Raw genomic sequence first — 16,439 nt, 5'->3', positions numbered from 1 at the left:
CCGACCCGCCATCAGAGTTCCCGGGTGGCGCGTCGCCAGGTGGCTTCGAATGCCTCGTCCTGGTAATGGTCGATGCCGGGCGTCTGTTGCGGGTCTACGCCGGGCATGGGGTTGGGAATGCTGTCCGGCGGGTCGGGCCTGCGGTCGGGCGGCGGCGGCACTTCGTCCGGATTTCTTGGCGGATCCTGCACAGGGTCGGTGGGCATCGGCGTATGCATGCGCAGGTCTGCCGCCGGCATGGGGTGTGGGGTGTAGATCATCGTCTGCTCCTCGAGTGAGTGCGGTAAAAAAGGCCGGCCGGCTCAGCCGGCCCACCATTGCTTGATGGTGGCGCGCAACGCGGCGCCGCCCGAAGCGTCTTCCTGGCGCAGCGCCTTCAAATAGCTTTGAACCTGCTTGATCGGCACATGGGGCGGGATGGGCGGCACTTCGGGGTCGGTAACCATCTCCAGCAGCACCGGCCGCCGCGCGGCCAGCGCGCGGTCCCAGGCAGGGCCCGCTTCATCGGGGTCGTCCACGCGGATGCCTTCCAGGCCCAGCAGACGCGCAAACTCGGCGTACGGAAAAGCCGGCAGGCACTGCGAGTCTTTGAAGCGCGGATCGCCGGCCATGCGCTGCTCCCAGGTCACCATATTCAGGTCGCCGTTGTTGAGCACCATGACAATCAGGGTGGGATCGGCCCAGTCCTTCCAGCGATGGGCGATGGTGATCAGCTCGTTCAGCCCGTTCATCTGCATGGCGCCGTCGCCCGCCAGGGCAAAGACGGGCCGGTCGGGATGCGCGAGCTTGGCGGCGACCGCATACGGCACGGCGCTGCCCATACTGGCCAGCCCGCCGGACAGCGATGCGTCCATGCCTTTGCGCACGCGCAAGTGCTGCGCGTACCACACGGCGGCAGACCCGGAATCGCAGGTGATGATGCTGCGGTCGGGCAGGCGCGACGACAGCTCCCAGAACGGCCGCTGCGGATTCATGGGCCGGGCAGCCAGCATGGCGCGGGTCTCGACGGTCTGCCACCATCGCGCCACGTCCTTCTCTATTTTTTCCCGCCAGTGGCGCGATTCCTTGCGGCGCAGCAAGGGCAGCAGCGCCTGCAGTGTCGCCTTGCTGTCGCCCACCAGGCCCTGTTCCACGGGATATCGCAGGCTGATCATGCGGCCGTCGCGATCGATCTGAACGGCGCGCGCCTGGCCCTCGGCCGGCAGGAACTCGCTGTAAGGAAACGCAGTGCCCACCATCAGCAGCGTGTCGCACTCATTCATCATCCGCCAGCTGGGCTGGGTGCCCAGCATGCCGATGGAACCGGTCACGCCGGCCGCATCATCGGGCAGCACCGTCTTGCCCAGCAAGGCTTTTGCGATGCCCGCGCCCAGCAGATCGGCCACCTGCAGCAATTCATCGCCCGCCGCCGCCGCACCCGCGCCTGCCAGGATGGCCACGCGCTCGCCCTTGTTCAGGATGTCGGCCGCGTTCTGCAACGCGGTTTGCGCCGGGGCGCCCGCGTGCGATGTGACGCCGATGCCGCTGTGGACCGTGCCATGCTCGCGAGGCGGCGCGGGCACGGCCGGCAGATCCTGCACATCGTTTGGCACGATCAGGCAGGTCACAGCGCGGCGCTCCAGCGCGATGCGGATGGCGCGGTCCACCAGATGGCGCGCCTGCACAGGGCTCGCGGCCACCTGTACGAAATCGTGCGCGACGTCCTTGAACAGGCTCGCGAGGTCTACTTCCTGCTGATAATCGCCGCCCAGTGCACTGCGGGCCTGCTGGCCCACGATGGCCACGACCGGCTGATGGTCGAGCTTCGCGTCATACAGCCCGTTCAGCAGATGGATCGCACCGGGCCCGGACGTGGCCATGCATACGCCCACCTGGCCGGTGAACTTGGCATGGGCGCACGCCATGAAAGCCGCCGTTTCTTCGTGGCGCGCCTGGATGAACTCCAGTTCGTCGGTGCGGCCAAACGCGCCGATCAGGCCATTGATGCCGTCGCCCGGATATCCGTACACGCGACGGATGCCCCATTGCGCCAGCCGCGTGAGTATGAAATCGGATACGGTACCCTGCATGACTGCTCCCGGACAGATGTCTATCGAGAGCAGTCACAGCAAGCGCCATGCCTGTAGCGCCGGCCTCGTCAGGGGCCGGGCGGCGGCTTGTCGTCGGTGAGTACGATATGCCCGGCGCGGGCATATTCTTCAAGGCGGTTGTATAGCGTCTTGGCGCTGATGCCCAATACCGCGGCAGTTTGTTTCTTGACGCCGCCGCAACGTTCCAGCGTGGCGAGGATCAGCCTGCGGTCGGCCTCGGCCAACGTGATGCCCAGCGGCACCGTGACGCGCGCGGCCTGACTGCCGCCGTCGGGGGAAATCTGCGGCTGCAGGGCGTCGGCCGACAATACGCCCTCTTCGGCCAGGATGTAGGCCCTGCGCACGAAGTTCTTGAGCTCGCGCACATTGCCCGGCCACGCGTATTCGAAAATGGCCTGGCGCGCCTGCTCGGAAAACTGCTTGTCTTCGCCGTATTTCTCGTTCAGGGCCGCCAGAAAGCGGTCGGCCAGGAACAGAATGTCGGTGCCGCGCTCGCGCAGCGGCGGCAGTTCGACGGGAAAGACGCTCAGACGGTAATACAGGTCTTCGCGCAGCTTGCCGTCTTGTATGGCCTGTTCGGGGTTGCGGTTGGTGGCCGCCACCACGCGGATGTCGCATGCGATTTCGCGGTGGGTACCCACCCGCATGAACCGGCCGGTTTCCAGCACCCGCAACAGCTTGACCTGCAGGTCAAGCGGCATTTCGGTGACCTCGTCCAGGAACAAGGTGCCCGAGTCGGCGCGTTCGAAGTACCCCTTGTGCTGCCGGTCGGCGCCGGTAAAGCTGCCGCGCTCGTGGCCGAACAACTCGCTTTCGATCAGGTGCGGCGAAATGGCGCCGCAATTGACGGCAATGAACGGTTTGTTGCGGCGGCTGCTGAGTTCGTGGATGGCGTGCGCGGCCAGTTCCTTGCCCGTGCCGCTTTCGCCTATGAGCAGGGTCGTAACGTCGGTGGCGGCCACGCGCGACAACTGCGTGTACAGCTTTTCCATGCACTCGGACTGACCGAGCAGCTTGCCGAAACGGCCGGGTTCCTGGAAAGGCCCGGTGTCGGGCGCGGAGCCGCAGTTGGCCGCGACGCGCGTCATGATTTCGGAAAGGCGGTCCATGCATACCGGCTTGACCAGGTAGTCCGTGGCCCCCAGCCGCAACGCCTCGACGGCGTTATCCATACTGCCGTGCCCTGTGATCACCACGATCTCGGCATCGGAATTGGGCATGCGGCTGAAGATGTCCATGCCGCTGGCCCCCGGCAGCCGCACATCGGTAAGCACCAGGTCGGGAGATTGACGCTGCAGCTGGATTACCGCGTCTTTCATTGTGGCGGCCTGCGCCACCGTAAAACCGTGTTCGCGGCCAATTTCGGCCAGCACTTCGCGGACTGCCTCATCGTCGTCCAGCACAAGCAAATGTGGCATTGTTGCTCCGTAGAGGTGTAGCGCCGACCCCTGCGGCCGGTCATCCATGCTTGGTGAGCATACCGCGCGGCGGCGGCTTTGGGCGCACGTCAGGCCCCCGGTTCCACCAACGATTGCCAATGTTTGCACATGGTTGCAAATTTGACCATAGGCGCTACCGTATCATCCGGAATGGATCACGGCGGCCCCTCGGGCCCGATAATTGCGCGGGGAAACAGGTTTATGCAGGCACTCTCGTCCGCGCCGTCACGTACGCCGGCGGGCTCGGCGCACTTGTTCAACGACATGTTCGACGGCATGTGCGCCCAAATGCGCGAATTCGGCACGCAGGTACAACGTGCCGCGCGCAGCGACGCCACTGTTTTCATCATTGGCGAAAGCGGCACCGGCAAGGAAGTCGTGGCGCGCGCCATCCATGAAGGCAGCGATCGCGCCGCCCAACCCTTTGTCGCCGTCAATTGCGGCGCGATCAGCAGTTCGCTGGTGCATGCGCAGTTGTTTGGCCACGAGAAAGGCAGCTTTACTGGCGCGCTGGCCCAGTCCGCCGGTTATTTCGAATCGGCCAGCGGCGGCACGCTTTTCCTGGATGAAGTCACCGAAATGTCTGACGCGCTGCAGGTGCAGTTTCTGCGCGTGCTCGAGACCTGCACGTACCAGCGCGTAGGCGGCACCGAGCTGCTGCATACGGACGTGCGCATTGTCTGCGCCAGCAACCGCGACCCCATGGCGGCGGTAGAACGCGGCGAGTTGCGCCAGGACTTCCTGCACCGTCTGCTGGTGGTGCCACTGCGCGTACCGCCCTTGCGCGAGCGCGAAGGCGACGTGCGCGTGCTGGCGCAACGGTTCCTGGATGCCCTGAACCGCACGCACCAGACCCGCAAGCGCTTCTCGCCGCGCATGCTGGATTCGCTTTCCAGTTATGACTGGCCCGGCAATGTGCGGGAATTGCGCAATGTGGTGCAACGGGCATTCATCATGTCGGACCACGTGGTCGAAGCGGACTTTCATCGCCGGGCCCCGCGCAATGCGGGCCAGGACGCGCGCGACGGCAAGCTCAGCTTCCCGGTCGGCACATCGCTTGACGAGGCCCAGCGCGACCTCATCCTGGCAACGCTGGCACACCATGACGGCGACAAACAGCGCGCCGCCGATACGCTCGGCATCAGCCTGAAGACGCTGTACAACCGCCTGGGCGCCTACGCCGACAGCGCTTCGACCGGCAAGCCCGGCTAAGGGCCCGCGCCGCCGGCCCCGGCGACAGGAACACCGCTTGCTTGCTGGCCGCCTGTTTTGCCTGGCGGAGAAAGCGTGTGTTCTTAAACGATCTTGTCCAATACAGTCTGCTCGGCAGCCCGCTCTGGGCCTGGGCCTTGACGGCCGTTCTGGCGGGGGTTTTTCTGCTTGCCATGCGCGCGGCGCTGAGCCTGGTGCGCACCCGCCTGCAACGGCGCCTGGAAGCGGGGCCGCGCCCCGGAATTTCTCTTGCGCTGGAAATACTCGGGCGCACCAGCTGGCTCATTCTGTTCCTGATCGCCATTCTGCTCGCGGCGCGCGTCAGCGGCGTGATTGCGGCCTGGTCGGTGGCGGCGTCGCACCTGTGGTTCGTGCTGGCGGTTCTGCAGATCGCCTTGTGGATAGATCGCGCCATTGGCGCCGGCCTGGTGCGCACGCTGGTAGGCCGCGTAGGGGGGCGGGCCGTCACCGCCATGCTGATGGCACTGCTGCTGCGCATTGTGCTCTGGACCATAGTCGTGCTGGCCATGCTGGACAACCTTGGCGTGAACATCACGGCGCTGGTGGCCAGCCTTGGCATCGGCGGCGTGGCCGTCGCGCTGGCCGTGCAGACCATACTGAGCGACCTGTTCGCCTCGATTTCCATCGGGCTGGACAAGCCGTTCGAAGTGGGCGACTTCATTGTGTTCGGCTCGGTCGCGGGCAGCATCGAGCACATTGGCTTGAAGACCACACGCATCCGCAGCCTGGGCGGCGAACAGATCGTGTGCTCGAACACCGAGCTGCTCAAGCAGACCATCCAAAATTACAAGCGCATGCAACAACGGCGCATTGTGTTCGGGTTTACCTTGTCGTACCGCACTTCCCCCGAGGACGCGGCCGCCGTCCCCGACATTGTGCGCCGCCAGATCGAGGCGTCGTCCGACACGCGCTTCGACCGCGCGCATTTCGCAAGTTTCGGGGAAAGCGGGCTGGTGTTCGAGGCCGTGTACTACGTCATGAGCGCCGATTACAACCGTTATATGGATATCCAGCAGCAGATCAATCTGGGCCTGCTGCGCGAACTGCGCGACGCCGACATCGCCATCGCGGTGCCCGAACGCCGCGTGCGGGTATCGCGCGATCTTGCGGCACAGCCGGCGCCTGAGCCGCTTGCCGTGCCGAGCCAGCCCTGATCCAAAGCGACCGCTGCGGCCAGCGCGCCGACCCTCGCTTGGACCCCGGCGACAAGGCGCGCGCTGCATCGCAGCACCGGCGGCAACATCGGGCACGCTGTTTGCGTAAAGGGCGCCGGGCCCGGATGGGGCCCGGTTTTCCTTGAACAGAATGACACTCGCATGGGAGCAGTCATGGCGCGAATAAGAAGCTTGATGGTGACATCCGAAGCCTACCCTTTGGCCAAGAGCGGCGGATTGGGCGACGCGGTAACCGGATTGGCGCGCGCGTTGAGCCGAGCGGGCACCGATGTCAGCGTGCTGCTGCCCGCGTACCGTGGTGTGCTCGAACGGGTGGCGGGCGTGCGCCATATCGCCCACCTTGCGGGCATGCCCGGCGGCGAAGCCACGTTGGTGGCCGCGCTATGCCCCGAAACCGGGCTGCCCCTGTACCTGTTGTGCAACGATGCCCTGTACGACCGGCCGGGCCTGTACCTGGACGAGGAAGGCCAGCCCTATGCCGACAATGCCCTGCGGTTCGCCGCGCTGTCACACGCTGCGGTAAGGCTGGCCGGCGGACTGCCCGGCGCCCGGTCGCCCGATATCCTGCATGCCCAGGACTGGCATGCAGGCCTGGTTCCGCTGCTGGTGCGCGCCGCCGGCCTGCGTTACGTGAAAACGGTCATCACGGTGCACAACCTGGCGTTCCAGGGCGTTTTCCCGCTGGCCTGCGCCCGCGAGCTGGGAATTCCGCAAGCTTATTGCACCGACGACGGGGCGCGCTTCTACGACCAGCTCAGCTTCCTGAAAGCCGGCCTGCGCTACGCCGACCGCATCACGACGGTCAGCCGCAACTATGCGCGCGAGATACTTACGCCGAAGTTCGGCTGCGGGCTGGACCCGCTGCTGCGCGCCCGCGAGTCCGACCTTCTGGCCACTCCGAACGGCATCGACGACCGCCTCTGGAACCCTGCCACAGATCCCTACCTGGGCAGGCATTGCTACAGCGCCCGCAATCCGGCCAAGAAAGCCCGGGCCAAGGCGGCGCTGCAGAAGGCTTTTGGCCTGGCGGTGGACGTGTCCAGCCCGCTGCTTGCGATGGGCAGCCGCCTGACCGAACAGAAAATGGCGGACGTGGCCATCCAGGCCCTTCCGCAAGCCTTGCAGCGCCATGCCGGCTTGCAGGTCGCGGTCATAGGCCGTGGCGAAGCTCGCTACGAACACGCACTGACGGAAATCGCCGCCCGGTATCCCGGGCGTTGCACGGTGCGCATCGGCTATGACGAAGCTACCGCCCACCGCCTGCACGCCGGCGCCGACATGCTGCTGCACGGCAGCCGGTTTGAACCGTTCGGCCTGACGCCGCTGTACGCGATGCGGTACGGCACCGTGCCGATAGGGTCCCGCGTGGGCGGCATGGCCGACACCATCGTCGACCCCGGCGCGCCCGGGGCCGACCAGGCCATGCTGGCCGCGACCGGCATCCTCTTCGATGGCGACGGCGCGGACGACATGGGCGCGGCCATCGACCGGGCGCTGCGCCTGTATGCGCAACCTGCCGTGTGGCAAAGCATGCAGCGCAACGGCATGGCGTGCGACTTCAGCTGGAACTCTGCCGTCGAACCCTACGTAGCGCTGTTCGAGAGCCTGGCAGGCAAGGTGCCGCGCGGCCAGGTTCCGGCTCCGGCCCTGCGCCCCACGCCCGTGCCGGCTTATGCGGGCCGTTCGCTGGACGGCATCGCCGTGCCGGCAGCGTACTGACGCCGAGATGCGCATGGAAAGCAGCACGCGTCCACCGATCTTTACGTCCGCCGAGCCCGCCGGCGTGCGCGAGCCCTTGCGCCTGTATCTTGCGCAGGGGCCGCAGGCCCAAGCCGGCGTCGCCGCATGGGGCGCCCTTTGCGCACACGTGCGCGATGCGGGATTCAACGGCGTGGTGGTCGAGCCGCTATGGGAGCGCGCCGTGGCAACCGCCGCATGGCCGGCGCCCCGCGACCCGGACCGTCCGCATCCGGCCATGGGGTCGGAAACGGCCATGCCCGCTCTGCTGGCGCGCCTTGCCGGCGAGGCGGCGCGCCACGACCTGCAGTTGTACATGGATCTGGTCATGGACCGGACTTCGGCAGAGTCCCCTTCGTGCCGCCAGCATCCCGATTGGTACGAGAGCCCGGCTGATGATCCCGCGCGCGATCCCCGCAGCGAACCCGAACTGCGCGGCATCCGCCGCCTGCGCCCCGGCCCGCTGCCCGCCGAGCTCCTGGACGACTGGCGTCAACGCTTGGCGTTGTGGCTGGACGCAGGCCTGGCGGGCTTTCGTATCGACGCGCCCCACCGCATCGGGTCCGAAGACTGGCACACGCTGCTCGGCCCGTTGCGCGCCGCGTATCCCGACAGCAGCTTCCTGGCCTGGACGCCCGGCATGGATCCGGGCCAACTGAAAAGCCTGCGCAGCGCCGGGTTCGATGCCGTGTTCTCGTCGCTGCCCTGGTGGGATCGCCGGTCGGCCTGGCTGGCCGACGAGCATGAGCGCCTGCGCGCCGTGGCGCCGGTCATCGCCATGGCCGCCCCGCTGCCCGAGGCCGCACCGCCAGTGCAGGTTGCGCGCGGGGTCTGGTCGGCGGCGGTCAGCGGCGACGGCATACTGGTGGCGGGTGGGATCGAGACGCACGCGCCGCTGTACCGGCAGGTCAACGAGTGGCTGGGCGCGTTGCCCGCCGCGGGCGCGTTGCGCGTGGCGCCCGGCGTTGGCAACCATTGCACCGTGCTCGTGCATCACGACGCGTGGGCCGGCGACCCATTGCCCGGCGCCCGTGTCCTGCTTGTGAATCCATCCGACCGTGTGGCCGCGCGCGTAGATTGGCAGCATATCGGCCCCATGCTGCCGGCAGGCGCGCTGCGGCACGACGGCATTCCTGCCGAACTGCGCCTGCACGGGGATGAACTGCCGCCGGGCGGCGCGGCTGCCTTCACCGTCCGTCCCGGCGCGCCGGTGCAGGTTCCGGATACCGGGCGCCGACCTGGCGCGCGCGGGCAGCGCGGCACCCGCATCGTGGTGGAGAACGTCGCTCCCGCGGTGGATGGCGGCCTGTATCCGGCCAAATGCGTGGCGCAAGACACCGTACTCGTACAGGCGGATATCTTTACCGACGGCCACGAGAAGCTGAGCGCGCAGGTGCTCTGGCGCGCCGTCGACGAGCCCGACTGGAACGAAGCCCCCATGCGCGAGCTGTCCAACGACCGTTGGGAGGCCGCCATACGCCCGCAACGCATAGGGCGGCATGAGTTTGTCATCAGCGCGTGGCGCGACACCTGGAAGACTTTCCGCGCCGACCTCGTGAAAAAGCGAGACGCCGGGCAGGACCTCGGGGCCGACCTGCTCGACGGCGCCGCGCTGTTGCGCGATGCCCTGGCACGCGGGCGGGCACAGTCCGCCAATGAAGCCTCACTTGCCCCGCTGGCGCACGCCCTGCGCGCGCTCGAAGAAGGCAACGACGGCGCCGCCGCTGCCCTGTTCGCCCAACCGCTGTCGCAGGCCATGGAACGCTGGTCCGACAGGCCCTTCCATTATCTGAGCCCGGCTCCGTGGCCGCTGTGGGTGGACAGGCGCGCCGCCACCTATGCAAGCTGGTACGAATTGTTCCCCCGCTCGCAGGCCGCCGAGCTGGGGCGACACGGCACCTTCGACGATGTCGTGGCGCGGCTGCCGCACATACGCGACATGGGCTTTGACGTGCTGTACTTTCCGCCCATACACCCCATCGGACGTACGCACCGCAAGGGCCCGAACAACAGCCTGCACAGCGAGCCAGGCGACGTGGGCAGCCCCTATGCGATTGGTGCCGCCGAAGGCGGCCACGACGCCATCCATCCGGAACTCGGGACACTGGCCGACTTCTTGCGCCTGGTGGAACATGCGCGCCGGCACGGCCTGGAAATCGCCCTGGATTTCGCCATCCAGTGCTCTCCGGACCACCCTTGGCTGGCGCGGCATCCGGAATGGTTCGAGCGGCGCGCCGACGGGACCATACGCTATGCCGAAAACCCGCCCAAGAAGTACGAAGACATTGTCAACGTATCGTTCTACGGCGGCAGCGGCCGGCGCGCGCGCAAGTCGGCGCTGTGGGGCGCCCTGCGCGATATCGTGCTCTTCTGGGTGAGCCACGGCGTGCGCATCTTCCGCGTCGACAACCCGCATACCAAGCCGTTGCCGTTCTGGGAGTGGCTGATCGCCGAAGTTCAGGGGCGCTATCCGGACGTGATTTTCCTGTCCGAGGCGTTTACGCGTCCCAAGATGATGTACCGGCTGGCCAAGCTCGGCTTCACGCAGTCGTATACGTACTTCACGTGGCGCAATACGCGCGTCGAGCTGGCCGATTACCTTCGCGAGGTATCGCGTCCGCCGGTGGCCGATTTTTTCCGTCCGCATTTCTTCGTGAACACGCCGGACATCAACCCGTATTTTCTGCAGACATCCGGCCGGGCGGGGTTCTTGATCAGGGCCGCGCTGGCGGCGACGACATCCGGACTATGGGGCGTATACAGCGGGTTCGAACTGTGCGAGTACCAGCCGGTGCCTGGCAAAGAGGAATACCTGGACTCGGAAAAGTACCAATTGCGGCAGCGCGACTGGCACGCGCCGGGCAACATCATCGCGCACATCGCCAAGCTGAACGCGGTGCGCCGCGGCAGCCCCGCGCTGCAGACCCACCGCGGATTCACAGCCATCGACACGGGCAATGACCAGGTGCTGTGTTTCTTCAAGGCCACCCCGTGCCGCAGCGATGTGGTGCTGGCCGCCATCAGCCTGGACCCGCACCGGCCCCAGGGCCTGCAGATGGAAGCGCCTTTCTGGCTGTTCGGCCTGGCCGACGACGGCCTGTTGCATGCCTACGACCTGCTGCACGACCACCAGGAGTCCTGGCGGGGCAAATGGCGGGACTTCACGTTGACGCCAGAGCAGCCCTACCGGTTGTGGCGGCTGTCGATTGCCGATTGATAACGAGTCATTATGCCAACCGCAACTACCGCACTGCCCTCGCCCGGCAACAACCCGCTCTGGTACAAGGACGCGGTCATCTACCAGCTGCACATCCGTTCGTTCTTCGACGCAAACAACGACGGCATAGGCGACTTCGAAGGCCTGATCTCCAAGCTGGATTACATTGCCAGCCTGGGCGTGGACACTATCTGGCTCCTGCCCTTCTATCCTTCGCCGCGCCGCGACGATGGCTACGACATCGCCGACTACCGGGGCGTACATCCGGACTACGGCACCATCGCGGATGCACGCCGGTTCATCCGCGCGGCACATGCCCGCGGACTGCGGGTGATCACCGAACTGGTCGTGAACCATACGTCCGACCAGCACCCGTGGTTCCAGCGCGCCCGCCGTGCCCGTCCCGGCAGCGCCGCGCGCAACTATTACGTATGGTCCGACGACGACCAGGCCTACGCCGGCACGCGCATCATTTTCTGCGACACCGAAAAATCGAACTGGACGCGCGATCCCGTGGCGGGCGCCTATTACTGGCACCGCTTTTATTCGCACCAGCCGGACCTGAACTACGACAACCCGCAAGTCTTGAAAGAGATACTGGCCGTGCTGCGCTATTGGCTGGACATGGGCGTGGACGGGCTACGGCTGGACGCGGTGCCCTACCTGGTGGAACGGGAGGGAACGAACAATGAAAACCTGCCCGAGACGCACGCGATATTGCGCCGCATACGCGCCGTGATCGATGCGGAGTATCCGGGCCGCATGCTGCTCGCCGAGGCCAACCAGTGGCCCGAAGATGCGCAGGAATATTTCGGCAACGGCGACGAATGCCACATGTCGTTCCATTTTCCGCTGATGCCGCGCATGTACATGGCCATCGCCCAGGAGGACCGCTTTCCAATCACCGACATCATCCGCCAGACACCGGAGATTCCCGAGACCTGCCAGTGGGCGATCTTTCTGCGCAACCACGACGAGCTGACGCTGGAAATGGTAACCAGCGAAGAGCGCGATTACCTGTGGAACGTGTACGCGGCGGACCAGCGCGCCCGCATCAACCTGGGCATCCGCCGGCGCCTTGCGCCGCTGCTGGAGCGCGATCGCCGGCGCATCGAACTGATGAACAGCCTGTTGCTGTCGATGCCGGGTACGCCGGTGCTGTATTACGGCGATGAACTCGGCATGGGCGACAACATCCACCTGGGGGACCGGGACGGGGTGCGCACCCCCATGCAGTGGTCGCCCGATCGCAATGGCGGGTTCTCGCGCGCAGACCCCGAGCGCCTGCCGCTGCCGGTGCTGATGGGGCCGCTGTACGGGTACGAAGCCGTCAACGTCGAGGCACAGCAGCGGGACCCGCATTCGCTGCTGAACTGGACCCGGCGCATGGTGGCCAAGCGCCGCCAGTCGCGCGTGTTCGGCCGCGGCACGCTGCGCTTTCTGTACCCCGGCAATCGCAAGATCCTGGCCTATCTGCGCCAGGACGCCGACTGCACCATCCTGTGCGTGGCCAACCTGTCCAACGCCGCCCAGCCGGTCGAACTCGATCTTGCGGAGTTCGCGGGCAAAGTGCCGGTGGAAATGTTGGGCGACAGCCCCTTCCCCGATATCGGCACCCTGCCGTATCTCCTGACCCTGCCGCCCTATGGCTTTTATTGGTTCGACCTGAGCGCCGAGCATGCGCCGCCGGCGTGGCATGCGCAGCAGCCCGAACAGATGTCGGACCTGCACACGCTGGTGCTGCGGGGCCGCAGCAGCTTTGCGCTGACGGACTCGTCGCGTCGCGCCCTAGAGCACGACGTGCTGCCCGCCTACCTGGCCCGACAGCGCTGGTTTCCGTCGGAACACCGCGCCGGCACCGCGAAACTCGTGGCCATCGCCCACCTGGACGGCGGCGACGCCGAATACCTGATATGCGAGGTGGAGACCGGCACGGGCTCCGAGCGCCCGCGCCTGCATGTGCCGCTTTCGCTCAGCTGGCGTGCGGCGGACCCCCACGATTACGTTCTGGCGCGCACAAGGCGCGGGGCGGACCTGGGTACGCTGGCGGACGCCTCGCGCCAGGAGGGATACGTGCGCGCGCTGCTGGCCGGGCTACGGGCTGGCGCGGAGCGATCCGCACCAGACACCGGCGAGGCGGAGCTGTGTTTCCTGCCCGAGCCCGGCCTGCGCAGCCTGGACCTGCCCCCCGACGTGCCGCTGCGCTGGCACGGAGGCGAACAGAGCAACACATCGATCACCGTCGGCGACCACGCCGTGCTCAAGATCGTGCGCCGCATCGAACCCGGTATCTCGCCCGAGGTCGAGATGTCGCGGCGGTTGACGCAGGCGGGCTATGCCAACACGCCCGCCCTGCTCGGAGAAGTCGCTCGGCGCGATGCCGACGGAACCATGCGCACCCTTGCGGTAATGCATGCCTACCTGGTGCACGAAGGCGACGCATGGACCTGGACGAACGACTATCTCAAACGCGCGCTCGACGATGCGCTGCCGCGCAACGCCAGCGTCGACGAATTCGACGAGATGCTGGCCGGCTACAGCACCGTCGCCGGAACAATAGGGCGGCGCCTTGCCGAACTGCACAATGTACTGGCGGAACCCGTCGACGATCCGGCCTTCGACCCGCGCCCGGCCACTGCCGAGGACGCCGCCTTGCATGCGCAGGCTATCGCAGCCATGCTGGATCAGGCGCTCGAGCTGCTGGGGCAGATCGAATCGCAACTGGATCCCACCACACATGCTTGCGTCATCTGGCTGCGCGAGCATCGCGACCGGCTCGCCGGTCATCTGGCCGCCTTGGCGCAGGCCCAGATCGGCGCGCCGCAGCTGCGCATCCACGGTGATTTTCACCTGGGGCAAGTGCTCCTGGCACAGACCGACGCCTATCTGATCGACTTCGAAGGCGAGCCGGCACGCGCGCTGTCCGAACGCCGCGCCCGGACCTGCCCCTTGAAAGACGTGGCGGGCATGTTGAGATCCTTTGACTATGCCGCGGCGACGGCCAGCCGCGCGGAGTTGCCCGGAACCGTGGCCGGCGACGGCGGCGCGGGCGCGCCCGGCGAGGCCGAACAGGATCGCCGTGGCCAGCTGCTGGCCAGGTTCCGTTCTCGAGCCGCGCAGGCGTTCCTGCAGAGCTACCGCGCGGCGTGTGCGCCCGCGCTGCAATTGCCCGCCGACCGCGAGCACGCGCTGCTGCAGGCGACGCTGATAGAAAAGGCCGCCTACGAAGTGTTCTACGAGGCGCGCTACCGGCCCGACTGGGTCGCCATCCCTTTATGCAGCCTGGCCGAGCTGGCCCGGGCCGAACTGATGGCCCACGCCATCGACAACGAGGAGCATCGTTCATGATCGAGACGGCGCAGACCGCCCTACCCCGCCTGGCTCCCAGCGTACAGGAAGCCTTGCTGGCAGGCGAATATCCGGATGCGTTCGGCGTCCTGGGACCGCACGACATTGATGGCCGGACGGTGCTGCGGGCCTTGCTGCCCGGCTCGCTGAGCGTGGAGGCGGTATTCGACGACGGCTCCGCATTGGCCTTGCCCGCCGCCGGCGACGGGCTTTACATCGCAGATATCACGCGGCATTGCAGAAACGGCGTGCGACCGCACTACAAGCTGCGCGTGCAATGGCCGGGCGGCGTCGAAGAACTGGAAGATCCCTACGCGTTCGGCCCATTGCTGGACGACGAGCATCTGGGCATGCTCGCCCAGGGCTCATGGCTGTACGCAGGCCAGTGCCTGGGCCCCAGGCACTGCGAAGTCGACGGCGTGCGCGGGGTACGTTTCGCCGTATGGGCGCCCAACGCCCGGCGAGTCGCGCTGGTCGGCGACTTCAACGGCTGGAACGGGCTGCGCCACGGAATGCGGCTGCGTCATACCGCCGGCGTCTGGGAGATCTTTGTGCCGGCCGTGGCGCCGCAAAGCCGCTACAAGTTCCAGATCTGGGGCGCCGACGGCGTCACCACGCTGCGGGCCGATCCCATGGCGCGCCAGGCCGAGGCGCCGCCGGCCACGGCATCGCTGGTACCGGACGAGACGGGCTACCACTGGAACGATTCCGCATGGATGGACAGCCGCGCAGCCCGGCAGCGGCCGGACGCGCCCCTGTCGGTCTACGAACTGCATGTGGGTTCGTGGCTGGCAGACACCGGGCCCGGGCCGCTATGGGACCGCCTGGCCGACCGGTTGCCCGCCTATGCGCGTGCGCTGGGCTTTACCCATATCGAGCTGATGCCGGTTATGGAGCATCCGTTCGGCGGCTCGTGGGGATACCAGCCGCTGGGCATGTTCGCGCCCAGCGCGCGCTATGGCACGCCCGCCGATTTCGCACGTTTTGTCGACCAGTGCCACGCCGCGGGGCTGGGCGTGATCCTGGACTGGGTGCCCGCGCACTTTCCCAATGACCTGCACGGATTGGCGCACTTCGACGGCACCGCGCTATATGAGTACGCCGACCCCCGGGAAGGATTCCATCCCGATTGGAACACGATGGTCTACAACCTTGGGCGCAACGAAGTAAAGGCTTTCATGATCGCAAGCGCGCTGCACTGGCTGCGCGAGTTCCATATCGACGGACTGCGCGTCGACGCGGTGGCGTCCATGCTGTATCGCGACTACAGCCGCGGGCCCGGCGAGTGGATTCCCAACCGCTATGGCGGCCGGGAAAACCTGGAGTCGGTGGACTTTCTGCGCGAGCTGAACACGGTGGTGGCTTGCGAATGCCCGGGCGCCATCACCATTGCCGAAGAATCCACGGCCTGGCCCGGCGTCACCGCGCCCGTGGCCGATGGCGGCCTGGGGTTCGACTACAAATGGAACATGGGCTGGATGCACGACACCCTGCGGTATATGCGCCATGACCCCGTGCACCGGCGCTTTCACCACCACGACGTCACGTTCGGCATGATGTATGCCTATTCCGAGCGCTACATCCTGCCCCTGTCGCACGATGAAGTGGTGCACGGCAAGGGCTCGCTGCTGGGCAAGATGCCGGGCGGGCACGCCGACAGGTTGGCCAACCTGCGCATGTATTACGGCTATATGTGGGCGCACCCCGGCAAAAAACTGCTGTTCATGGGCGGCGAGATCGCCCAGGAAGCGGAATGGAACCATGATGCGCCCATCGACTGGGGCCTGCTCGATGACCCCGCGCGCCGCGGCATACAGCGGCTGGTGGCGGACCTGAACCGGCTGTACAGCGAATTGCCCGAACTGCACAAGCGCGATGCCGACCCCGCGGGCTTTGCCTGGATGGTGGGCGATGACGAAACCAATAGCGTATTGGCTTTTGTGCGCACGGACGGCCAGCATCACGTACTGGCCGTGTGCAACTTCACGCCGGTGGCCAGGCACGAATACCGCATCGGCGTACCCAGGCCCGGCCGCTGGCGCGCGCGCCTGAATACCGACGACGCGGCCTATGGCGGCACCGGCCTGGACGGCCCGGTGCTGGTCGATACGCAGGAAGCGCCCGCGCACGGCCAGGAGCAGTCCATCACGCTGACCCTGCCGCCGCTGTCGACACTGCTGCTCAGACATGAAGGATGATC

Annotated in this window: 9 protein-coding genes; 6 read left to right on the top strand and 3 right to left on the bottom strand. The window is 66.7% G+C overall.

Annotated elements, in window-relative coordinates:
- Positions 1-11: 11 nt before the first annotated feature.
- From CAL19_RS19595 to CAL19_RS08240, 3 genes are all read right to left on the bottom strand, one after another.
- Positions 12-260 (bottom strand): hypothetical protein, encoded by a 249-nt coding sequence (locus CAL19_RS19595; RefSeq protein WP_141214369.1) that lies wholly within the window; start codon positions 258-260, stop codon positions 12-14.
- Between the two features lie 42 nt (positions 261-302).
- Positions 303-2,069 (bottom strand): thiamine pyrophosphate-requiring protein, encoded by a 1,767-nt coding sequence (locus tag CAL19_RS08245; RefSeq protein ID WP_094796525.1) that lies wholly within the window; start codon positions 2,067-2,069, stop codon positions 303-305.
- Positions 2,070-2,137: 68 nt separating this feature from the next.
- On the bottom strand, positions 2,138-3,508 hold the full coding sequence (locus CAL19_RS08240; RefSeq protein ID WP_038851989.1) for a sigma-54-dependent transcriptional regulator: 1,371 nt from the start codon (positions 3,506-3,508) through the stop codon (positions 2,138-2,140).
- Positions 3,509-3,817: 309 nt separating this feature from the next.
- On the opposite strand from CAL19_RS08240, the gene CAL19_RS08235 reads away from it, so the two are divergent.
- The 6 genes from CAL19_RS08235 to glgB all read left to right on the top strand — a co-directional run bounded on the left by CAL19_RS08235 (position 3,818) and on the right by glgB (position 16,437).
- A complete protein-coding gene (locus CAL19_RS08235; protein ID WP_094796749.1) occupies positions 3,818-4,741 on the top strand; it encodes a sigma-54 interaction domain-containing protein in 924 nt (307 codons plus the stop codon).
- A gap of 137 nt (positions 4,742-4,878) precedes the next feature.
- Positions 4,879-5,916, top strand: coding sequence for a mechanosensitive ion channel family protein (locus tag CAL19_RS08230; protein ID WP_249276275.1), 1,038 nt, complete (start codon positions 4,879-4,881; stop codon positions 5,914-5,916).
- A gap of 174 nt (positions 5,917-6,090) precedes the next feature.
- Positions 6,091-7,656 (top strand): glycogen synthase GlgA, encoded by a 1,566-nt coding sequence (gene glgA / locus CAL19_RS08225; protein WP_094796523.1) that lies wholly within the window; start codon positions 6,091-6,093, stop codon positions 7,654-7,656.
- A 13-nt stretch (positions 7,657-7,669) separates the two neighbouring features.
- Positions 7,670-10,891: an alpha-1,4-glucan--maltose-1-phosphate maltosyltransferase gene (locus CAL19_RS08220; RefSeq protein ID WP_249276274.1), complete on the top strand. Its 3,222-nt coding sequence runs from the start codon at positions 7,670-7,672 to the stop codon at positions 10,889-10,891.
- 12 nt (positions 10,892-10,903) lie between these two features.
- Entirely contained in the window at positions 10,904-14,239 is a 3,336-nt protein-coding gene (gene treS / locus CAL19_RS08215; RefSeq protein ID WP_094796521.1) for a maltose alpha-D-glucosyltransferase, read from the top strand.
- Positions 14,236-16,437 (top strand): 1,4-alpha-glucan branching protein GlgB, encoded by a 2,202-nt coding sequence (glgB, locus tag CAL19_RS08210; protein WP_094796520.1) that lies wholly within the window; start codon positions 14,236-14,238, stop codon positions 16,435-16,437. Before treS ends, glgB begins: the two co-directional genes overlap by 4 nt.
- Positions 16,438-16,439 lie beyond the last annotated feature (2 nt).

The organism is Bordetella genomosp. 7 (assembly GCF_002261265.1).
Classification (GTDB): Bacteria; Pseudomonadota; Gammaproteobacteria; order Burkholderiales; family Burkholderiaceae_B; genus Bordetella_A.
Note: the sequence above shows the minus strand (reverse complement) of the source record. Positions and strands in the feature narration are given on the sequence as shown.